Source organism: Anatilimnocola aggregata, assembly GCF_007747655.1.
GTDB lineage: Bacteria > Planctomycetota > Planctomycetia > Pirellulales > Pirellulaceae > Anatilimnocola > Anatilimnocola aggregata.
The window spans coordinates 5,935,019-5,953,828 of sequence record NZ_CP036274.1; the positions used below are offsets into that span (position 1 = coordinate 5,935,019).

Annotated in this window: 24 protein-coding genes; 7 read left to right on the forward strand and 17 right to left on the reverse strand. The window is 56.7% G+C overall.

Going from position 1 to position 18,810, the window contains the following annotated elements:
• Window position 1 precedes the first annotated feature (1 nt).
• Window positions 2-553, forward strand: coding sequence for a DinB family protein (locus tag ETAA8_RS22315; RefSeq protein ID WP_145093536.1), 552 nt, complete (start codon window positions 2-4; stop codon window positions 551-553).
• 43 nt (window positions 554-596) lie between these two features.
• Here ETAA8_RS22315 and ETAA8_RS22320 read toward each other — a convergent pair whose 3' ends face one another.
• Together ETAA8_RS22320 and ETAA8_RS22325 are read right to left on the reverse strand one after the other, a co-directional pair.
• Entirely contained in the window at window positions 597-1,190 is a 594-nt protein-coding gene (locus ETAA8_RS22320; RefSeq protein WP_145093539.1) for a hypothetical protein, read from the reverse strand.
• Between the two features lie 20 nt (window positions 1,191-1,210).
• Window positions 1,211-1,525: a cupin domain-containing protein gene (locus ETAA8_RS22325; protein ID WP_202921190.1), complete on the reverse strand. Its 315-nt coding sequence runs from the start codon at window positions 1,523-1,525 to the stop codon at window positions 1,211-1,213.
• Between the two features lie 267 nt (window positions 1,526-1,792).
• Here ETAA8_RS22325 and ETAA8_RS35400 point away from each other — a divergent pair, with 267 nt between their 5' ends.
• The 3 genes from ETAA8_RS35400 to ETAA8_RS22335 are packed head-to-tail and all read left to right on the forward strand — an operon-like array spanning window position 1,793 to window position 3,039.
• Window positions 1,793-1,966 (forward strand): hypothetical protein, encoded by a 174-nt coding sequence (locus ETAA8_RS35400; protein WP_238397494.1) that lies wholly within the window; start codon window positions 1,793-1,795, stop codon window positions 1,964-1,966.
• On the forward strand, window positions 1,963-2,427 hold the full coding sequence (locus ETAA8_RS22330; RefSeq protein WP_145093542.1) for a nucleoside deaminase: 465 nt from the start codon (window positions 1,963-1,965) through the stop codon (window positions 2,425-2,427). Before ETAA8_RS35400 ends, ETAA8_RS22330 begins: the two co-directional genes overlap by 4 nt.
• Window positions 2,428-2,463: 36 nt before the next feature.
• Window positions 2,464-3,039 (forward strand): CIA30 family protein, encoded by a 576-nt coding sequence (locus ETAA8_RS22335; protein WP_145093545.1) that lies wholly within the window; start codon window positions 2,464-2,466, stop codon window positions 3,037-3,039.
• A 9-nt stretch (window positions 3,040-3,048) separates the two neighbouring features.
• Here the strand turns inward: ETAA8_RS22335 and ETAA8_RS22340 are convergent, their stop codons facing one another.
• The 10 genes from ETAA8_RS22340 to ETAA8_RS34875 all read right to left on the reverse strand — a co-directional run bounded on the left by ETAA8_RS22340 (window position 3,049) and on the right by ETAA8_RS34875 (window position 10,662).
• The gene (locus ETAA8_RS22340) at window positions 3,049-3,948 is read right to left on the reverse strand and encodes an alpha/beta hydrolase family esterase (RefSeq protein WP_145093548.1); all 900 of its coding nucleotides are present in this window, start codon (window positions 3,946-3,948) and stop codon (window positions 3,049-3,051) included.
• A complete protein-coding gene (locus tag ETAA8_RS22345) occupies window positions 3,945-4,460 on the reverse strand; it encodes a dihydrofolate reductase family protein (protein WP_145093551.1) in 516 nt (171 codons plus the stop codon). The genes ETAA8_RS22340 and ETAA8_RS22345 overlap by 4 nt, the downstream gene beginning before the upstream one ends.
• A gap of 34 nt (window positions 4,461-4,494) precedes the next feature.
• Window positions 4,495-5,760, reverse strand: a complete 1,266-nt coding sequence (locus ETAA8_RS22350) for a Kelch repeat-containing protein (protein WP_145093554.1) — start codon at window positions 5,758-5,760, stop codon at window positions 4,495-4,497.
• A gap of 41 nt (window positions 5,761-5,801) precedes the next feature.
• Window positions 5,802-6,278, reverse strand: a complete 477-nt coding sequence (locus ETAA8_RS22355; RefSeq protein WP_145093556.1) for a cupin domain-containing protein — start codon at window positions 6,276-6,278, stop codon at window positions 5,802-5,804.
• A gap of 38 nt (window positions 6,279-6,316) precedes the next feature.
• On the reverse strand, window positions 6,317-7,639 hold the full coding sequence (locus ETAA8_RS34865) for an alpha/beta hydrolase (RefSeq protein WP_202921191.1): 1,323 nt from the start codon (window positions 7,637-7,639) through the stop codon (window positions 6,317-6,319).
• Window positions 7,640-7,679: 40 nt separating this feature from the next.
• Window positions 7,680-8,624, reverse strand: a complete 945-nt coding sequence (locus ETAA8_RS22365; protein WP_202921192.1) for an AlbA family DNA-binding domain-containing protein — start codon at window positions 8,622-8,624, stop codon at window positions 7,680-7,682.
• Window positions 8,625-8,650: 26 nt separating this feature from the next.
• Window positions 8,651-8,788, reverse strand: a complete 138-nt coding sequence (locus ETAA8_RS34870; RefSeq protein WP_202921193.1) for a hypothetical protein — start codon at window positions 8,786-8,788, stop codon at window positions 8,651-8,653.
• A gap of 276 nt (window positions 8,789-9,064) precedes the next feature.
• Window positions 9,065-9,373 (reverse strand): hypothetical protein, encoded by a 309-nt coding sequence (locus ETAA8_RS22370; protein WP_202921194.1) that lies wholly within the window; start codon window positions 9,371-9,373, stop codon window positions 9,065-9,067.
• Between the two features lie 31 nt (window positions 9,374-9,404).
• The gene (locus ETAA8_RS22375; RefSeq protein WP_145093565.1) at window positions 9,405-10,448 is read right to left on the reverse strand and encodes a lipase family protein; all 1,044 of its coding nucleotides are present in this window, start codon (window positions 10,446-10,448) and stop codon (window positions 9,405-9,407) included.
• 46 nt (window positions 10,449-10,494) lie between these two features.
• Window positions 10,495-10,662 (reverse strand): hypothetical protein, encoded by a 168-nt coding sequence (locus ETAA8_RS34875; protein WP_202921195.1) that lies wholly within the window; start codon window positions 10,660-10,662, stop codon window positions 10,495-10,497.
• A 149-nt stretch (window positions 10,663-10,811) separates the two neighbouring features.
• Here ETAA8_RS34875 and ETAA8_RS22380 point away from each other — a divergent pair, with 149 nt between their 5' ends.
• Entirely contained in the window at window positions 10,812-11,042 is a 231-nt protein-coding gene (locus ETAA8_RS22380) for a hypothetical protein (RefSeq protein ID WP_145093568.1), read from the forward strand.
• A 216-nt stretch (window positions 11,043-11,258) separates the two neighbouring features.
• On the opposite strand, the gene ETAA8_RS22385 is transcribed toward ETAA8_RS22380, so the two are convergent.
• Window positions 11,259-11,999: a hypothetical protein gene (locus ETAA8_RS22385; protein ID WP_145093571.1), complete on the reverse strand. Its 741-nt coding sequence runs from the start codon at window positions 11,997-11,999 to the stop codon at window positions 11,259-11,261.
• Complete coding sequence (locus ETAA8_RS22390; protein WP_145093574.1) at window positions 11,996-12,328, reverse strand: helix-turn-helix domain-containing protein; 333 nt, start codon at window positions 12,326-12,328, stop codon at window positions 11,996-11,998. The genes ETAA8_RS22385 and ETAA8_RS22390 overlap by 4 nt, the downstream gene beginning before the upstream one ends.
• Window positions 12,329-12,752: 424 nt before the next feature.
• Here ETAA8_RS22390 and ETAA8_RS22395 point away from each other — a divergent pair, with 424 nt between their 5' ends.
• Complete coding sequence (locus tag ETAA8_RS22395; RefSeq protein WP_202921196.1) at window positions 12,753-14,537, forward strand: helicase-related protein; 1,785 nt, start codon at window positions 12,753-12,755, stop codon at window positions 14,535-14,537.
• Between the two features lie 148 nt (window positions 14,538-14,685).
• Here the strand turns inward: ETAA8_RS22395 and istB are convergent, their stop codons facing one another.
• Both istB and istA read right to left on the reverse strand, forming a co-directional pair.
• Window positions 14,686-15,507: an IS21-like element helper ATPase IstB gene (gene istB / locus ETAA8_RS22400; RefSeq protein ID WP_145086466.1), complete on the reverse strand. Its 822-nt coding sequence runs from the start codon at window positions 15,505-15,507 to the stop codon at window positions 14,686-14,688.
• A complete protein-coding gene (gene istA, locus ETAA8_RS22405; RefSeq protein WP_145086469.1) occupies window positions 15,504-17,018 on the reverse strand; it encodes an IS21 family transposase in 1,515 nt (504 codons plus the stop codon). Before istA ends, istB begins: the two co-directional genes overlap by 4 nt.
• A gap of 270 nt (window positions 17,019-17,288) precedes the next feature.
• Here istA and ETAA8_RS34880 point away from each other — a divergent pair, with 270 nt between their 5' ends.
• Complete coding sequence (locus tag ETAA8_RS34880) at window positions 17,289-17,684, forward strand: excisionase family DNA-binding protein (RefSeq protein ID WP_202921197.1); 396 nt, start codon at window positions 17,289-17,291, stop codon at window positions 17,682-17,684.
• Here the strand turns inward: ETAA8_RS34880 and ETAA8_RS22415 are convergent.
• A complete protein-coding gene (locus ETAA8_RS22415) occupies window positions 17,654-18,763 on the reverse strand; it encodes a tyrosine-type recombinase/integrase (RefSeq protein ID WP_145093583.1) in 1,110 nt (369 codons plus the stop codon). The two genes, ETAA8_RS34880 and ETAA8_RS22415, sit on opposite strands and share 31 nt — an antisense overlap.
• Window positions 18,764-18,810 lie beyond the last annotated feature (47 nt).

The window sequence follows — 18,810 nt, forward strand, 5'->3', positions numbered from 1 at the left end:
CATGACAACCGCCATCGCCCTCATCCAGCGCCTCCACCAGCACCGTGCCTGGGTGAACGAAAACCTGCTCGCCGCCGCATCGCCGCTGACCGACGAGCAACTGCGCCACGAGTTCCAGATCGGCCAAGGCTCGATCTGGAAGTCGCTGCTCCATCTCTACGCCGCCGAATTCGTCTGGCTGGAAGCTCTCGTCGGCAACGAAGACTCTCTCGTGCAGGGCGATCTGCCGGGGCGCATCCCTGGTAATCAGATGGGTGAAGGCGGGATCGCCTCGCTCGACGAACTGCGTGAGAAGTGGGCGGGCCTGCAAAGGCAGTGGGACAGCTATCTGGCTGACTTGTCACCAGACTCGCTCAATGATCCGGTCTTCAAGTTCGCTTTCAGCACCGGCAAGCGGGTCGCCACTCGCCGTTCCGACGTTCTGCTGCACGTCTGCACGCACGCTCAATACACCACGGCCCAGGTCGTGAACATGCTGAGGCAGGTAGGCGGGGAGAAGCTGCCTGAAACGATGCTGATTTCGCTGGCGAGGAGGGAGGCGAGTCAGACGTGAAATCACAAAAGGCGCAGGTTCGATTATCGTTCAGCGTTCCAATTCACTTCCGCCGACGCTCAACGATAGACGTGACTTCCGCTCGGCGTCCCGCAAAAACTAGCTCAGCCCGATGCTGTTCTTGTTCTGTGATTAGATCATTCGTCACGTCATACCACTGGATGGTTGCTCGTAAGCACCCATCTGACATCTCCTCAAGTGCGTTGTGAATCCGAATAAACGCAGCACCCTTGTAGAGGTAAGTCTTCTCGGCTTTCAAATCTCTGAGCTTGTGCAGATCGTCGGCGGAATCTCGGTTGGCATTCGCCTTCATCTCTACTCCAAGGACATTGCGGCTCGTGTCTCTAACGTGAACGATGATGTCGGGTCGCATTGTTCGGGGCTTGTCCGAGTCTTCCTCTGCTCGGCGTGACTTGGCCTTGTGCTTCTCTCGGTTGTACTCGCAATCGACGTGGTAACCGATGAAGCGAGGCTCAAGGTAAACGGCGATCCGATGTGCAATGGCCTGCTCGTGTCCTCCTAATGCGATCAGGTCGTAGTCTGCCTCAAGTGCCTGAGATACTGACGCCGAAAGCGCCTGTCGAATGAAGGCGTATTCGGGGAGTCCGTCTTTGTAAAGTTCTCTTTTGGCGTCCATAGGCAACTCCTGGGATCAAGTTACTTCAACAACACCAGCAGCATCACCACCGGCGTCTTCGCCTTGATCGAGTGCTTCAAGTTCGCAGGCATGTGGACCCAAGTTCCTGCCTGCGCCTCTTGAGCATCACCACCGAGTCCCACGGTCGCTTCGCCCTTCACAAAGAACAGCATGGCCGGTTTCGCCGCCGTGTGTTCGGAGAGTTCCTGCCCTTGCCCGAAGCCGAAGATCACGGCCTTGATGCGGTCGTCCTGGTGGATCGTGCGGCTCAGGATGCCGTCAGCAGGTGGCTCGGCTTCCTTGGCGAGATCGAGGATGTGGGTGTAAGTGGTCATGGTTGGCTTGGCCCATTTAATTGAACTTGCGTCATCAGCCGACACCGACATAACCGGATGCCCCGGTCAGCAGAACTGTCGGTGCAGTCAACACTTCTGTTCTTTCTAGCTCCGGTGGCAGCACGGTTCTCGCAAAACTCCCGGTTGGGACACGGTTTGCCCTGCGGATAAGATTCCAAGGGAGCTATTTTACCGTTTCTCGAACTGAGCGACATGCGAAGTGGCGCAAAGGCCGCTAGGACCAGCCTCAAATCACGAGGAAGAGTCATGGATACTTTTGAAAATGCAACGCCGCCGCAAGAGCAACCGGAGATGGTTTTGGCTTTATGCTGGGAGTGCGGCGAAAAGAAAATGTGCTACGAACATCTCGTCTGCTGCACGGGAACCCGCTTCCACACTTGCCCGGAGTGTCGGAAGAAGATCGAAGGCAAGGCAGCATGAACGATCACGAACACTTCATGCGGCGGGCTATAGCACTGGCGGCGAATGCTCCCGATCTGCCCTTTGGGGCTTTGATCGTGGATGGAGACAGCGGCACAATTCTGTCGGAAGGCTGGAACAAAACTTCGCTCAACCCGATGTGGCATGGAGAGATCGACGCCATCAACGGGTTGGCCTCATCCGGTGTTGTCATCGAGGGCAAGAGCTTAGTCTTATACACGACGGCTGAGCCATGCCCGATGTGCCAAGCAGCGATCCTTTGGAGCGGAATTGAAACGGTGGTGTTCGGCACTTCCATTCGCTCGCTTCAACGGCTGGGCTGGCGGCAAATCGACATTCTGGCGGAAGAAGTCATTCGTCGTAGCCCAGGGTGGAACTGCACTCTGATCGACGGCGTGTTGGAGCAGGACTGTGACGATTTGTTCCAAAAGGCGATGTTACAACGTGTGTCCTTCGAGTGACGTAGTTCCCGTAGAATCATCCAGAAAGAGCGTCGAATGAAACTTGCTTACTTGTCGGGCTGTTTAGCCCTGTTGATGGTGACAACGGCGATGGCCGAAGACACGCAGCAACCCCTGTTCGACTTCACCGGAGCCGACGCTACGAAGGACTGGCAGACCGTCAACGACGGCGTGATGGGCGGCGTCTCCGAAGGGAAGTTCCAGATCACCGACAAGAAGACGATGGAGTTCTCCGGTACGCTGTCTTTAGCAAACAACGGCGGCTTTGCCTCGGTGCGAACGAAGGCCAAGAAGCTCGGTCTGGAAAAAGGTGATACGCTAGTCGCCAAGGTGAAAGGCGATGGGCGGGAGTACCACATGAATCTTTCTGTTCCGACATTCCAGATCGCTTACAACTACCGAGCGGTTTTTCAGACCAAGAAAGATGAATGGATTGAGGTCAAATTGCCTTTGGACAAGTTTGAGGCAACGTCTTTCGGGCAAGTCGTCAAGAATGCCGGGCAAGTCAAGCCAACTTCTGTCAACGGTTTGGGCTTCATGCTAAGTGACAAGAAGGCCGGGCCGTTCAAGTTGGAGATTGAGTCGATCAAGGTGGAGCGGGCGAGGAAGTAACGCCTCGCCTCATTTCATCGGATGCTTCTGAAAGAACTCCCAGATCAGGTCGTTGGCCGAAATGTCGAGCGTTGACTTCCCAATCAGGCTGATCGGCGCTTTCTGTCCCGGCCAAGTGTGACCGCCGCCTTCGATCTCGATCAGAACGACCTCGGCTCCATCCTTCCCTGGCCCGTAGGTCTTCTTCGTCACGCTGGTTCCGTCTTCTTCCTTGTCGGGGAATTCAGTGGTCGTCGGCTCATCAGGGCATTCGTTGATCTTTCGCCAGATGGCGATGGATTCCTCAACTGACTTGAACGTCAGGAACTTCGGCGTGCCTTTATCGGGTCCACCGAACGGAACCATGTTGTCGGCCTTGCCGTGGAAGTGCATCACTGGCACTGGTCGTTTTGGTTTGCTGTCGTCGATGGCGATGGTTCCCGCCACGGGTGCGATGGCGGCGATACGATCCGACAGTTCGGCAGCCAGTCGATAGCACATCATGCCGCCATTGGAGATGCCCGTGGCAAAGACCCGCTTGGGATCGACGTTGGTGACGGTGGCAAGATCGTCGAGGAGTGCGCCAACGTACTTCACGTCATCGGCACTCCCCTCGGCCATCTTGCCTTGGCGACCACCGGCGTTGAGCGTCAGGAAAGGACCGAGGCCCGTGCCGTTGGGATAGACGGCGATGAAACCAGCTTCATCCGACTTCTTGCTCATGCCCGTGAAGGACACGGTGATGGCGGCGTTCGTTCCTGCACCGTGGAAGACCAACACCACCGGCGTCGGCTTCTCAGGGTCGTACTTGGGTGGAATGTGGACGAGGTAGCTCCGCTCACGGCCATCGACCGTCAGCTTGCGAGTATGGTCGCCGGGACCGAGTGGATCGGCGGCGAGGGCGGTAAGGAGCAGTAGGAGAGTGGTCATGCCTTCCTTTTGTATCTCATTTCGATCAATCCACTTTGAAACGGCGTGTTGCTCACGAACGACAGCGTGGTCATTTTCGCCTGCGGCAGGAAGAGCGGCAGTCCCGAACCCAGGATGACTGGATGCACGAAGATACGATACTCGTCGATCAGATCGTGGGCGATGAACTGCTGGATGACATCGCCGCCGCCGACCAGCCAGATGTCCTTTGTCGCTTCCGCACGAATCTGGTGGAGAATCTGCGGGGCTTCGCCTTGAACAAAACGAATCCTTTCGTCGGCGGTGCTGGTGTTTGATCGAGCGAGGACAAATACCGTCTTGCCCGCAAAAGGAACGGCCTCAAACGTCTTCGCTTGCTCCCAAGTCTTGCGACCCATTACCACAGCATCTATCGACGCCATGAACTCGGTGTAGCCGTAGTCGGCATCATGGAATAGCCAATCGACGGTTCCGTCTGGACTGGCGATGAAGCCGTCGAGGCTGGTGGCGATGAAGAGGACGACTTTCGTCATGGCTTGAATCTTAGCGCTTCGGACTTGGCCGATCTCACTTCTTGTGCCGATACACCCACATCACGCCATTGTCGCTGCTGTCACCGGCGACGTGGCAGAAGTAGGCGTTCAACTCCCGGTCGAAGAAAGTGTTGGCAGCGTACTGAAACTTGGGTCCATCAGCCGGAAAGGGAATCGGGTCTGCCCATGAATTCGTGTTTGGGTCGTACACAAAAATACCGGGCGACTTTCCCTTGAAGTGGATCGCCACCACGATGTCGATCCGAGCATCATACTCGTAGAACGCAGCGTTCGTATTCGCTGGCGGCGGGGCAGTTCCCGTGGGTTTCAGGTGGCTCCAAGAATTACTCTCGATGTCATACGCCATGAGTCCTTCGCCTTTGGAATCGTCACCATCGTTTCGGTAGAACCGGCCCCGCTTGGAATCGTAACAACCGCAGGCATCGTATCCCTTGGGGCTTGGACCTTTTGGCTTGGCATCACTCCACTGGTTCTTCGCCGGATCGTAAATCGCCACGGTGTCCGACCCCACAGCGAAGAACTGTTTCTTGGATGGGAGATAGTGGAACTGTGGAAACCCTCCAGCGTTGATCGGGGTGGTGTTGCTCGCCACCGTTCGCTCGAATCTGCACGTTGCCACGTCGTAGAACCACGGAGAGTAAACCAGTTCCTTCTTTCCTTTTAGTTCTTCTTCAAGCAGCTTTAGTCCTTCGTCCATTTGCTTCTCGCCGCCCAGAAAGTAGCGGGGAATCTTGTTGCCCAGGCCGTTCCAGCTAATGAAGGCGAATTTGTTCCGGTCGGAATCGTAGGTGAGGAACCCCCAGGCATGAACCAGTGTGTGGAGCGGGATAGGTTGCTTCTCTTTGTCGATCAACTGCCCTCTTTCATCGAGCAGCAGTTCCTTGTCCTTGACTCGCTGCGTGAACGTCTTCGTGTTCATACCGGGATAGAGGCACATCCAGGCGTGGGCGTTAATGTCGTAAAACCACAGGTCGTCCATGCTGTGACCATCGGGCTTGACGTAGGCGTGGACGCCTTCGCCGAACAGGAATGCTCCCCGCTTATCCGGTGCGAGGATCAAGGCTTTAGCGCCCCACGAGCTTCCCCGTGCCTTGCCCCACTTGGGGTCTGGGGCAGGGACGCCAAGTTCCAGCCATTCGTTGTCGCCGAGCGACTTGATCTTCTCGATGTGCGCCCCAGGTTTGCTCGGCAGATCGGCAAGCGGCCCTTTCTTGTCCTGGGCAAACACGGTCAGGCCCACAGCCAAGACTGTGATTAGTACGGTCGCAAAACGAATCATCTCGATGTTCCTCTCGAATGTTGAAATCGCCCTGGGCACGCTCAATGCCCCGGCACTCTGATCTCCACGCCATAGTTCGGAGCCACAGCCAGCAGCTTCTCGATCTCGGCCTTTGATGGCGGTGGCGGTTGCTCGCCCAACTTAACTGGCACGCCGACCTCAAGGAACATCTTTTCAAGTCCCGCAGGCGCAACCGAGATTATCATTCGTGCGGTTTTGTCCGTGGCGTTCTTAAAGCTGTGCAGGCTACCCACCGGCATGTTGGCAAACGTCCCTGCTGTAGCGACGATCCGCTCGTCACCAACCGTGAACGTGATCTCGCCTTCGAGGATCAGGAACGACTCTTCTTCCCGGCTGTGAACGTGCGGTGGAGGACCGCCGCCTGGAGGCACGATGGCTTCCCACATCGCATACTTGCCGTCCGTCTCCTCGCCGGTTGCCAAGAAGCGGTAGATGTCACCGACGACGGCGATGGTGCGGCCTTCGTTGGGTTTGCGGAGGATTGGTGGGTGGGGCATAGCTCTAGTCCTTGCTCAAGTGATTCTCAATACGCATCTTAGCCTTCCGCCCCGCATCCTTCTCCCAGAATCTCTGACGCATACTTATCGGCCATCTCCGCAACGGCGGCAGAGGAAGTGAACTTCACCTTGGTCACAACCTCTCGACCATCCTTCACTTTGGTGTGCTGTGAACTTTGAACGCCGACCCAGGCGTAGTTGCGAATTGGCTGGTTCACGAAAACGTCGATTACAATGCCTCCGCTCAATCCAGCCAATGTTGGTACGTCCTCACTTTCTGGAATTGCGTGAAAGTTCACTCCATCCTCGCTTGCTGAATCCTTTAGCCCTACCATCTTGAAGGGTACTGCCCCCAGTTGCGACTTGATCCGAGGACGTACTGCGTTGTTTTCAACCACGAATAGAACTTCTTCGTCGTGAATATGAGCGCCATCGGCCCCGTATCCCACCAAGACCCTCTTGGCTGGTGTGGCATTCAATGAATCAGGCAAATCTCGTCGCACGGCCCAAAAACCAGCGGTCTTGAGATGCTGCGCCAGATCAGGCGAGATGCACATGAATGCGATGTCAAAGTCGCTCGACAATGAATACCAAGCGGTCGCCAAGTCCTCTGGATAAAGAGACAATTCGGCAACGCTTCGAGGCCCGGATGGCACAACAAGGCTGACGCCGATGAGTCGGTCGTCTTGGTGCAATCGGGCAATCCTCTCGAAAACATGGCCTGCCGTCACCAGCACATACAGCCCTCTGGCTTCGATTACGAATCCAGAGCCAATCTCAAAGCGAGGCTTCTTCTGACCGTTCGACTCTGCATAGACGATCCCGCAAAGCCTATTACGCATGTAGGACTTAAAACCAGAGATGACCTCAGCAAACGAACGTGAGATGATAATGGGGGCCTCAACAGATTTCCTGCACGCCTCCAGCATCATCTCCAACGAATCCGGGTCAGCCAGCCTGTGATCGTTCCCCGTTTCCATCAAAGTGTAGGCCGGTAGTCTGCTGTTGCGCACGAGTTCTTCGGAGTCGGCAAAGGGGATTACGTCATCAGCCCGGCTGTGGAGGATTGTGCTGTTAGCCCTGATGGTCTTGGCCGTGCCGTATTGCTTCCACGCCGGGCAGAGCAGCACGAGTGGAGTTTCCCCAGCTTCGAGGTTCATTGCTAGTGCGCCGCCACGGCTGCTGCCCACGATTATGTCGGGCCGGTGCTTGTCGAACTCGGTCTGGGCGATGGCGAGTGCGGCGGTGAAGTCGTCGTCGGGCAAGGCGGGGTTCAGAACGGTGTGACCGTGGTCCTTCAAGTAGGTCGGTTTGACGCCGCCTGGGATGGATTGCCAGCCGTGGAGAAAGAGGATGAGCATTGCACTACCTTGGTAAACGACAAACGGGGCTGGCATTCCCCTATCGGCCTCGGACGAACTGCGTGATCTCATCCTCAAGCCGATGCCGTGAGGAAAACATCTCGAATTGGGTTGGCGTTCCGACAAAGTTTTGAGAGACAGGACGAATCTCCAGGGCAAGATTTCGTGCTAAGCCTTCCCACTGCTGCCTAAACTGCTGCCTCGGATCGGCCTCGCCTTTCAAACGGACTGTCAAGGTGATTTGCTCATTTGGTAGGAGGACGCTCCGGTCGCTGTGGCAGCAAACGCCGTCGAATAGATAACGTCGAGTCGATTCCTCTGACCACCCGTAATACTCGTGGGCCTGCTTCAAGTGAAGCCCCCAGGCTGTGGCAGATAGAAGCGATGTGTTCTCGACTGTGACGTTCAAGGCGACATGAAGACAAAGAGGCTGATTCTGGTTGTGGTCAACGGACGTGAGGACATACTGAACCTCTTTGACTTCGAGAATAGTCTTGCTTAACCGCCCTCGAAGAAGCTCCAAGTGGAAGTGCGGAGCAGGAACCGAATGCCCAGGCAGTCGGTAGAAGTAGTTCACGTCTGCCACCGACTGATGCGGTGCAGCAGGGCTATCGAAGAACTCAACGACCAACACCGACTCATTCGGCCTGCCGCTGATGGGCAAGCGACGAATCTCGAAGTTTCGGTAGTGCGGAGCCACACTTTGGGAAATCACTAGGGACAGATGGTCCTCCATCGTGGTGCGCCCCTCATGGGTTGGCACATGATCGAATGTTGTCACGCCGTCCTGCTTGCCAAGAAGCAAGTAGCCGCCGCCTGAATTGGCGAACGATGAAACGATCTTCCCTAGCTTCTGCTTCTTGAATTCCCCGAATCGTGACGGGTCAAAGATCGCAGCAGCCTTGAACTCCCATTCCGTCGTCTCGGTCGGCGGAATGATCTGGAGCAGATCATCCGTGGTCATCTTCGAGAAGTCGGGAGCCATTGTTGCCTCGATGCGCATCAGGGAATCTAGTTTTTCGTATGTAACGGTTTAGCCCGGAGGACCGACTGGAATTGCATCAGGCCAAAGAGCGGCATGTACCGCACCGAGAAGTTGCCCATACCGGGCAATTCGAGCAACTTCGTTCGCAGGTCGTGCGGGAACATTTGGGCTTGATCCCCAATATCTGCCACCCGGTTCGTTCGTATCCTGCATTACGACTACGCTGGAAATCGCAGGCCAACCGAATTGATCTACAAGCCGGTTTAGCTCGCCAAGAGGTTCGTCCCACGTCCCGTGAGGCTCATGCCACTCCTGCGTGCGGTCAAAGTATGCCTGCGAGAGATGACCGTAGGTAATCTGCCTGCCGATGCGGGCAATACCTACCAGGATCGAGTAAAGCACTTCCAAGTCAATCATTGTTTGGCCTCATCGTCGAGAAGCTAAATTGGAATTGTTCCATCATGCCATGCCCACTGGAGCCTTGCCTTCTTCAACGATGGATCAATGACTTCGAGAGCAAGAATTGCTCCTGGTGGCTCACCAAGCGTTGGCGTCATCAGCACAATTTGCCCATCACCCGACTGACGGTTCTTCACTACCTCGGCAAATCTCGTTTCGGCATCTGCGATGGCGTCCTCTCGAAGCGATCCCATCGTGCCATCCACTTTGCGCTCGAACTCCTTGCCAACGGGCGACAGAATTGGTGCGCCCACATTTCCTTGGGCGAGAATGAAGAACCGAAATCGCATATACCCTCCATTTGTTTAGAAAAGTCGCTGATTATGGACCTGCATCACTTCCTTTGCTGACGCCTCGAATCTTCTCCAGATAAAACTCCATCCCGTGGTCCTGCACCCAGGTCGAGTTTCCTTCGTAAATCGGCGTTCCATCGGGAGATCGTTTCACTTCAACGTTCTCGGATCGCAGTTGGGCCTTCAACTGCTCGAACTCCCGATCTGAAAGTGGCTTTGGCTCATCGACATTCGCCTTCGGCGGTTCGTCCGTCCCCGTTGCACCAAACGCCAAGCGCTTTGCCTTCGACCGCTTAACCCCGTCATCTGTGAACCAAACCAGCGATCCGAAGTGCGAGAAGTTTGGCGGTACTCGTGCCACGATGTCGTTGCGGTTCACGTAATGGGCAAATCTTCCGAGCAGCACGGTGTCGAGATGGGTCGCCAGTTGCGGCTTCGCAACCATCGGCTGGCCGAAGGTGATGACGCCATCGACTTCGAGCTTTTCGTTCTCGATCAAGTCGTAGGCGCAGACAACAGCAAGTGCGCCACCAAGGCTATGTCCCGTGATCCAAAGGTGCTTTGATTTTGCCGCCTTCACGAGCTTCACGATTTGTGGCTTCAACGGCTGGTAGGCGTTGAAGAACCCTTTGTGAATTGGCCCCTTGGGTGTCTGCGTCGAGCCAGCAACCAAATTGACGATCCAATCCACGTCGTTGTCCGTGCCTCGGAAGACGATCACTGTTACGTCGCTATCTGAGGCCACGTAACCGATCATTGAACTATCCACGACCGCCATGACCTGCGTGAATCCCAGCTTACGAAAGACTGGATCGACATCGACAGGCGGCTCATAGGAAGACTCGCTCATTGAGGCAAGCAACTCTGCAACCGGCCAGTCGGAGTATGCCTCCGAATCCCAGGTCATTCGGAGTGGTTCGAGTGGGCCTACTACGGGCGGCTTTGGTCCAGGGCGGTCGCCTTCATCAACGGTGTCTTCTCGTCCCGGCGACGAGTAGGCGATGTAGATGCCATAGCCGACGACACCGAGCAGCACGGCGATTACTACCAACACAAGTGTGGTTCGACTCATTTGTCATCCTCCCTGCAATTTGCGATTGCAGCCAATCGCTAACTTCTTAGTGGCATCGTGCGGCGTAATGTTCGGGCTCGAATTGCTTTACAAGTTCCGGCTCCTTCTTGCACGCATCAACGAGCGTCCGAAAGTAGGTCATGGTGCTTTGGAGAAAGTCCATGAGCGGCGGCACGACGATCATGGCTTGCGCCTCGCCGTTCGCTCCAAGCACGTCCTTACTTCGCTCTCCGTTGAACCACTTCTGGTCGATGATTTGAATTGGACGCTCGTTCTCACACTTGTCTCGGAAGACAGCTTTGGAGAGTTTCTTCTCAAATTCAGGCCACTCCGCTCCGTAGCATCAGCGACGATAATGCCGGGATGGTGCTGAATGAGAATGCACAGTCGGTGCTTTGCAAAATTGTTGCACCAGGAACACACGTTGCCGGGTGGACCTGGAATCTTCAATCCAAGCATCTTGGCAACGGATTCGAGATTGCGAACGAATTCGCTAAGAGCCACAAGGTAGAAGCGGAAGAAGACGGGGAACTCCTCTTCGATCCATTCCTTGTTGAGCAGTACCGCAATCTCGTGGGCCTCGGTCGCCAATGAGCAAGGAATGCTCAAGTGATCGGTGCAGGTTCGGCAGCCATAGCCGATCTCGCAGGCCCAACCGTTTGTTGGCCTCTTGAGGCCGTGCCGAGTTGTCTTGGTCCACGTTTCAAGAAGATGGAGCCTTGTTTTTGTAAACCAATCTGGAACCTCTGCGGGTTCACCAGATAGCGTTAATTCAGACATCGTAGCCCTCCGTAACTCGCCTTTTGATTCCTAGAACAAACTCTTCTGTCCCGTGAACTCATCTTCGCTGCGATAAATCGTCTTGTCCCCGTCCCGCAGGTAGATCAGGCCGAGTCGCCGCAGGCGCACGGTCAGGTTCGAGATATTGACCTGAGCTTCCTCGGCCAGCCGGTAGAGATTCGTCCACTTAGCAATGTCGATCCGCTCGGCTGCTTCTCGCATCAACCAGTCGGGCATCAGGAGCGACGACTGATAGCGATCAACGGCGCTCCTCTGCTCAGCCGTGTCCTGACCGTCCTTGATTTGCTGTAGCAGCTTCGCCGCTCGTGGATCGGATGCGGCTCGGTCGAGCAGAATCTCGATCACTCGATCTGACTTCTTGGCGTGGCGTTTGGCGATGCTCGGCGCAAAGTCCATGCCCGGCAGCGTCGGGTGCATGAGCTTTGCCCGATCAATGTCGATGTCGTAGTGGCCCGCCTCATGGCCGATGGTGCTGCGGAGCAGGCCGGGCTTCGAGTCGAAGAGAGCAGTGTGCTTCTCGTTCAGAAGAATCTTCTTGTTGACAGCATCCAGGCCACCGAGGATTTGTTCGCCGGGCAATTCTTCGATCTCGTCCCAATCGAAGTCGAGTCCTAAGACCTGTTCGACGATCTGCTCCACCGGCACGGGAAGACTGACGGTGACGCCGGTCTTGGATTCGTACTCTCGAATCCGTTGAGCCGTCACGCCGTCGATGGCTTCGTTGCGCAGACATTGCAGGTGGCGTTTCATTTCTCCCCTTCGTCGATCTCGTCGAGCAGCCGGTCAATCTCCTTGTCGTTCAGGTCGGCAAACTTTCGGAAAGCGTCGGGGCGTTCCATAACTCGCTTCTTGATCTGGTCCGGTATCTTTTCAGCCAGGATCATTAGTTCGCCCTCATCGGCCTCCAGCGCCGCCGCCAACTTGCGGATCAATTCCTCCCCTGGGAACTGAGCGAAGTCGAGTTTCTCGTTCTCGATCTTGCTGATGTAGGTGAAGTTCACGCCTACCTCAGCAGCGAGGTCACGCTGCGAAAGGTTCTTGGCCTGCCTCAGTTCCCGAAGTCGGTCACCAAATCGCATTGCGTTTTAGCTTTCTTTCCGGAGCTTGCACTGCTTGCATTCCACCCCCTAAAACGGTATCTTCTTTGCAGTAGATTGTCAACAACATGCAGGGCAAAGGGACGCCTGGGTGGAGAGGTCGATGAACGACGACAACATCCTGAACAAACTGACTGCGGGCACTATCCTTGAAGGCCCACACTGGACGGAGCCGGTCAAAGTTTTGACTGCCAAAGCTCGTGGCTCTCGCATTGAAATTCAGGCGGTCGGCACGTTCACCAAACGCCTCTGGACGAAGCTGCTCAAGCCGGAAGAGTTCGACGATACGATCAAAGTCACGCAGTTTGGAGAACTAGCCGCTCTCGATGGCAATCCGACACATTTCCGACTAGCCGCAGAGGCCCACCGAATCCGGCTTGCTTTCCAATACGACCCGCATTTTGCCGTGTCGGTCTCGCAAGTCGATCCGTTGCCGCACCAGATGGATGCGGTGTACACGCACCTGCTCACACAGCCACGCATTCGATTCCTGATCGCTGACGATCCAGGCGCAGGGAAGACCATCATGGCCGGGCTGACGATCAAGGAACTAAAGTTCCGAGGTCTGATCGAACGCACGCTCATTATCACACCCGCCAACCTCACCGATCAGTGGCGGCGGGAATTGCACGACAAGTTTGGGGAGACGTTTTCCGTCATCAACCGAGGCACGGTCAGTGCCTCTTATGGTCGCAACGTGTGGGAAGACTCGCCGCAGTGCATTGCCTCGGTCGATTTCGTCGCCCGGCAGGACGACATCCTCAACATGATCCGAGACGTGCATTGGGATTTGTGCATCGTCGATGAAGCTCACAAGATGGCTGCCTACCGCTACGGCACGAAGGTCAACAAGACCCAAAGGTACGTGCTGGGCGAGTTCCTTCGGGACCATACGGACCACTACCTCTTCCTCACCGCCACGCCGCACAAAGGCGACCCGGACAATTTCGCCTTGCTGCTGCAACTGCTCGATCAGGACTTGTATGTCAACGGTCAAATCCTGGCCGAGGCCAGCGCCCATGACGAGAATCGCATCATGCTGCGGCGACTCAAGGAAGACATGAAGAAGTTCGACGGGTCGCCGTGCTTTCCGCCCCGCCATGTCCAAACGCTCTCCTACAAGCTCTCGCCCGATGAACTCAAGCTGTACGACGCCGTGACGGAGTACGTCCAGCAAAACTTCCAGCGGGCCGAAGCAGCCGAAAACCGCAACGTCGGGCTGGCACTCACCGTGCTACAGCGCCGCCTCGCATCCAGTTTGGCCTCTATTCGCACATCGCTGGAACGCCGTCGCAAACGGCTCAAAGACCTTCAAAAGCTCGGTAAGCTCAAGCAGGAATATGGGGAACTTCCGGACGACATGGACGACCTCACCGAGGCCGAACGCTGGCAATTTGAGGACGACATCGTTGAACGGCTGACGATGGCCGAAAACATGGCGGAACTAGAAGCCGAAATTGAAGACCTCGACCGGCTGGTACAACTCGCTCGCCATACCGAGAAGAACGTCACCGAGACTAAGTTTGAAGAGCTACGCTCGGTAATCTCCAACCACATCTCCGGTCGGGCCGAGCGTCTGCTGGTCTTCACCGAACACAAGGACACGCTCGACTTCCTCGTCGGCAAGCTAACCAATTTGGGCTTCCACTGCTGCACAATTCACGGCGGCATGTCGCTGGAAAAACGTATCGACGCCGAACGAGAATTCTTTGAACACAAGCCGTCCGTGCTGGTTGCCACCGAGGCGGCGGGCGAAGGCATCAACCTCCAATTCTGCTCGCTGATGGTGAACTACGACATCCCGTGGAACCCAAACCGGCTTGAGCAGCGCATGGGACGCATCCATCGCTACAAGCAGGAGCGGGAGGCGATGATCTGGAACATCGTCGCCCAGAACACACGGGAAGGCGAAGTGATGGAGTGCCTTCTCCGAAAGCTCGACGACATGCGGCTGGCGCTCGGCAGCGACCGAGTTTACGACGTGATTGGGGAGATCATTCCGGCTCCCAGATTCGATGCCCTAATGAAGGACTGGCTCTCTCGTCGCCGCACGATGACGGAAATCTTATCCGACATCGAACTGCAAACTGACCCAGAGCAGGTGGCACGGATCAAGGCCGACATGCAGGACAAGGCGCTCGGATCACGCTACATCGACATGAGCAAGCTCAGCGCCAACGTGCAACTGTAAACGACGGTCGAATAGTGCAGCGCGCGGCGGTTGAAAAGTGTGGCGCTGAGGTGGGGAAGGGTCTCAGTCTAAATCAGGGTGTTGGGGCATTCCAGTAAGAATCCTTCCTCCTCCGGAGGAGGAAGGATTGCGACGGTTGTAACGACGGCTAGGATTCTGCCGTTTCATCGGCGGGTGACAAGGATGAGGTCGCCGGTTTCGGGCGCGATCCTTTGCGGCGGCGCCGCGCGTCTTGCAAGCGATAACTTTCGCCGGTCGATTCGAGGATGTGGCAGCGGTGTGTCAGCCGATCGAGCACGGCGCCGGTCAGGCGCTCGCTGCCCAGGACTTCGGTCCATTGCTCGAACGGCAGATTGGTGGTCACGATCAACGATTGGCGTTCGTAAGCGCTACTGATGACCTCGAAGAGCAACTCCGCGCCCAGCTTACTGGCGGGGACGTAACCCAGCTCATCGAGGATCAGCAGATCGAACTTGGCTAGTGACGACTTCATCCGCAGCAGCGTCCGTTCTTCTCGGGCTTCCATAAGTTGCGTGATCAGTTCCGTCACGCGGCAGAAGCGGACCCGTTTGCCCCGCTGACAGGCGGCAATGCCAAGCGCGATGGCCAGGTGCGTCTTCCCCGTGCCCGGATGCCCGAGAAAGATCACCGACTCGCGGCGTTCCACGAACTCGCACCGCAGTAGTTCTGCCACCAGCACGCGATTGAGCGAGGGCTGGGCGGCGAAGTCGAAATCACCAGGCGATTTCAGGTTGGGAAAGCGCGCTGACTTGAGCCGCCGCTCGCTGGCACGCTTCTCACGGTTGAGTAACTCCAGCTCACACAGTTGCAGCAGAAAGCCCAGATGATCGACGTTCTCCGTCGCACACCGCTGGGCCGTTTTCTCGCAGCCCTCCAGGAACGACGGCAACCGTAGGGCCTTCAAGTGATGCTTGAGCAGCACCGTGCTTTTGGTTTCGAGAGATTTCATAACACACCTCCCGTCGTCAGCGCGCAGGTCAGTTCACGGTAAGACAGGAGATTGGGAGGAGGGATCGAGTGCGACTGCAGATGCGGATGATTGTCCAGCCGAAACCACCGCGTCGGCTCTTCCAGTCCCTGCTGCACGAGCAGCCGAATCGCATCGACGGCCAGAACGTCGATCTCCAGTGCCCGCTCAATCGCCGCAGTTAATGCAGCCAGCGAGATAGTCTCCAGCAGCCGCAAGGTTTTGATGAACTCCCGGCGGCCGTGTGCGCCGCCATCTGCTTCCAGACGCCGCCGGAGGAGATCGAAACAGTCCGGCAAGCCCCAGTTTTCCAGGGGTTTCGCGAAGTCCAAGCCCCCTGGCTTCCGCTCCAAGAGTGCCAGGTAATGCAGCGGGTTGTAATGGACCTGCTCCTTCGACCAGTCGCGTGGATGCTGGGCAACCAACTTGTCGTTAACGACCAGCCGAACTTCCTCCAGGCCGCCAATTGCGGTCACTTTCTGATGAGCATACTGCGTCGGCACCGAGTAATCGTTGCCGTCGAAGCGAACCAAGGAAAGAGAGTTGGCCTGGGCCGGTTCGACTCGCCGCGCTTCAAAGCCCGACTTCGGCAGCGGCAACAACGCAGCCTGCTCCTCTGCCAACAACGTGGCTTTGTTCGCCGGTTGTCCGCGTAACTGGCGTTCCAGATCTTCACAGCACTGCCGCTCGAGTTCGGCATTCAGCACTTCCAGGCTGCCGGTCCGTGGTACCGGCACCAGGAAGTTCCGCCGCGCGAAACCGATGAGGTTCTCCGTATGCCCCTTCTCCATCGGCCGTCGCACCAGGCAGAAGTGATGCTCAAACAGATAATGACTCTGCAGCCGTAGGAACTCACGCGTCGGCGTGTCACCCCGTTTCCCCACGAACCGGGCCACAGCAATCCGGCTGTTGTCGTAGCTGATCCGGCGGGGCACGCCGCCGAAGAACTCAAAGGCCCGCTGATGGCCCGCTTGAAACGTCTCGGTGCATTCGCGAGGAAAGACCTGCACGAAGAACGCGTCGCTGTACGGCAACGACATGACGCAGTACGCGACTTTCGTCGGCATGCCTTGCAGCACCACCTCCGCTTCGCCGAAGTCGAACTGGGCTTCGCCCGGTTGATGCGACAAGGGTAAGAACACCTCCGCCGTGGTCGTTCGCCACTCCCGCACGACCTCGCCGACCACCGTGATCCCGCCGGTGTAGCCATGCTCGGCACGCAGGCGGTCGAAGATCCGTTTAGTGGTGTGGCGCTGCTTGCGGGGCGCCGTTTTGTCCTGCTCCAGGATCTCGTGGATGATCGGCAGGAACGGATCGAGTTTGGGCCGCTCCCGGGGCAGACGTTGTCGATAACCGGGCGGCTCAGGGTGCTGCAGGATCTTTTCGAGGGTCTGCCAGTGAAGGGAAAATTCCCTGCAAACCGCTCGTTTGGATTTCTTCTCGGTCAGGACAAGACGACGGATTTCGGTCCAGTTATGCATATCTCGCAGCATGGGCTACGCTCGCGGATCGTAAGGCTTGAGACGCTGGGAAGCCTCAAATCTGCCTTACGGATTCTCACGAGCAGGGCTAGCGCTGCACTTTTCGACCGACCATCGGCTCCGCCGCGCGCTGCACTATTCGACCGTCGTTTACAGGATTGGCACGCTCGGCTCAAGTGTGGCGATGATCTCGTTTTCATACCAGCATTTGGCCGCAAAGGCGCAGGACCAAACAGCGAGTCACGAAGATCGGAACGCAGTTTAACGTCGGCCATTCGACAAGTGACCATCATTGGGGAGCAGGTGAAAGTCCTCCAGCTTGACCAAGATAAGGCTGTGGATGAGACGGTACGTCGTGCGGCAATCTTGCTGGAGGACTTGCTCGAAGTCGATCCACAAGCAGAGATGCTGACCATCCGACAGGCATCCGAGCTAATGGGTTGTTCCTACGGCGAAGCTCGAAAACGGATGCAGGAGGGTCGAGTCAAGGCGATTAAGGACGGTCGCTGGTATCGAACTCGCCGAGAGTGGGTGGAGCAATACCTCGCAGATCGACTTGTGCAGAAGCCTGATCTTCAACCCGCTGAGATTAAGCAGAAGCGGTCCAAGAACAAGCAGGTCGGAAACTTCAAGAAGGGCGGCTTGGCCTACGAATTCTTGCGTTCTCGCCCCGACTGATCGCTCCTTCTGGCTCGCTGGAAGATGTCCTTCAAGTGGTCAGCATTCTTTCGAGAATGGTCGTAGTGCAACATCACCATCTGGGTCGTCTGGTGACCTAGCGCTTTGGCGACCTCGTATAGGTCGAGCCTGCCGTTCTCCAGTGCGTGTGTTGCCCATGCGTGGCGATACGAGTACGGCACGACTTCCTTTCGGATGATGCCTTTCTCCCTGGCCTTCTCAAATCGAACGTGCAGGGTCGAAATCTTCCACGGCCTACCCTGCGAATTGCGGAAGATCGGCCCCTGCGGATTCACCTTGCTCAGTCGGTGAACGATCTTCTCCAGATCGTCTGCCACGCCGATGATTCGATCCTTGCCGGTCACTCGCCCGGTCTTGTGTTCCGATGGATCAAGCCTCCATAGGCCGTCATTAAAGTGTCGAGCTTCGACCTTTGCCAACTCACCGGGGCGAGCGCCGGTGAACCACATTGCCGTAAGAAAATCGCAGAAGCAGTCGTTCTCAAAGAACTTCAAGAGCGCCTGATGTTCGTCTTCGGAGATGACGATGGCTCGGCTCGTCACTTTGGGAACCTTTGCCTCGGCAAACGGGTTCTTAGGGACGTTCAAGTTCTTTTTCTTGACCGCCCATTCCATGACCGCTTTGCAGAACGTGATGTAGGTGCGCCTGGTCTGGTCCGACTTGTATTTCTTCGCCCACGACTCCAAGTGGATCGCCTCTAGTTCGGCGTTGACCAGCAGCTTCCCAACCCGCTTTTGCTTGTATGGGAAGAGGGACAGCTTGTTGAGGATTTGCTGGTAGCGTTTTGCCAACGCCGGGTTCTCTAGCTCCAGTTCCTCGACGTAGAGGGCGATGATCGTGTCGAGGGTGTAGTCGGTTTTGGACGCCGTGTCCCGCACCGACATCAGCTTGTGGTACTCGGCAAGAATCTCGGACGGAGGGTTCCAGCGCCCATACCGCTTCACCGGCTTGGCAGCGCCCGGTGGGTGCTTGCCAAGGAAGTGCTGCTCGCCGCTCAGTTTGACGAACCAGCCGCCTTGTGAACGGGTTTCCGAATACCAGGGGTGCGGTTGCCGCATGTTGGGCCATCCTGTAGGATACGGTGCATCAAAGGTGCATTGGTATC

Coding starts and splice junctions, on each gene's coding strand:
- ETAA8_RS35400 (WP_238397494.1), top strand. CDS start 1,793: ATGGATACTTTTGAAAATGCAACGCCGCCGCAAGAGCAACCGGAGATG.
- ETAA8_RS22340 (WP_145093548.1), bottom strand. CDS start 3,948: ATGACCACTCTCCTACTGCTCCTTACCGCCCTCGCCGCCGATCCACTC.
- ETAA8_RS22415 (WP_145093583.1), bottom strand. CDS start 18,763: ATGCGGCAACCGCACCCCTGGTATTCGGAAACCCGTTCACAAGGCGGC.
- ETAA8_RS22320 (WP_145093539.1), bottom strand. CDS start 1,190: ATGGACGCCAAAAGAGAACTTTACAAAGACGGACTCCCCGAATACGCC.
- istB (WP_145086466.1), bottom strand. CDS start 15,507: ATGAAATCTCTCGAAACCAAAAGCACGGTGCTGCTCAAGCATCACTTG.
- ETAA8_RS22350 (WP_145093554.1), bottom strand. CDS start 5,760: ATGATTCGTTTTGCGACCGTACTAATCACAGTCTTGGCTGTGGGCCTG.
- istA (WP_145086469.1), bottom strand. CDS start 17,018: ATGCTGCGAGATATGCATAACTGGACCGAAATCCGTCGTCTTGTCCTG.
- ETAA8_RS22370 (WP_202921194.1), bottom strand. CDS start 9,373: ATGCGATTTCGGTTCTTCATTCTCGCCCAAGGAAATGTGGGCGCACCA.
- ETAA8_RS22345 (WP_145093551.1), bottom strand. CDS start 4,460: ATGACGAAAGTCGTCCTCTTCATCGCCACCAGCCTCGACGGCTTCATC.
- ETAA8_RS34865 (WP_202921191.1), bottom strand. CDS start 7,639: ATGCTCATCCTCTTTCTCCACGGCTGGCAATCCATCCCAGGCGGCGTC.
- ETAA8_RS22325 (WP_202921190.1), bottom strand. CDS start 1,525: ATGACCACTTACACCCACATCCTCGATCTCGCCAAGGAAGCCGAGCCA.
- ETAA8_RS22315 (WP_145093536.1), top strand. CDS start 2: ATGACAACCGCCATCGCCCTCATCCAGCGCCTCCACCAGCACCGTGCC.
- ETAA8_RS34870 (WP_202921193.1), bottom strand. CDS start 8,788: ATGTTCCCGCACGACCTGCGAACGAAGTTGCTCGAATTGCCCGGTATG.
- ETAA8_RS22330 (WP_145093542.1), top strand. CDS start 1,963: ATGAACGATCACGAACACTTCATGCGGCGGGCTATAGCACTGGCGGCG.
- ETAA8_RS22390 (WP_145093574.1), bottom strand. CDS start 12,328: ATGCGATTTGGTGACCGACTTCGGGAACTGAGGCAGGCCAAGAACCTT.
- ETAA8_RS22365 (WP_202921192.1), bottom strand. CDS start 8,624: ATGGCTCCCGACTTCTCGAAGATGACCACGGATGATCTGCTCCAGATC.
- ETAA8_RS22375 (WP_145093565.1), bottom strand. CDS start 10,448: ATGAGTCGAACCACACTTGTGTTGGTAGTAATCGCCGTGCTGCTCGGT.
- ETAA8_RS22380 (WP_145093568.1), top strand. CDS start 10,812: ATGGTGCTGAATGAGAATGCACAGTCGGTGCTTTGCAAAATTGTTGCA.
- ETAA8_RS22355 (WP_145093556.1), bottom strand. CDS start 6,278: ATGCCCCACCCACCAATCCTCCGCAAACCCAACGAAGGCCGCACCATC.
- ETAA8_RS22335 (WP_145093545.1), top strand. CDS start 2,464: ATGAAACTTGCTTACTTGTCGGGCTGTTTAGCCCTGTTGATGGTGACA.
- ETAA8_RS22385 (WP_145093571.1), bottom strand. CDS start 11,999: ATGAAACGCCACCTGCAATGTCTGCGCAACGAAGCCATCGACGGCGTG.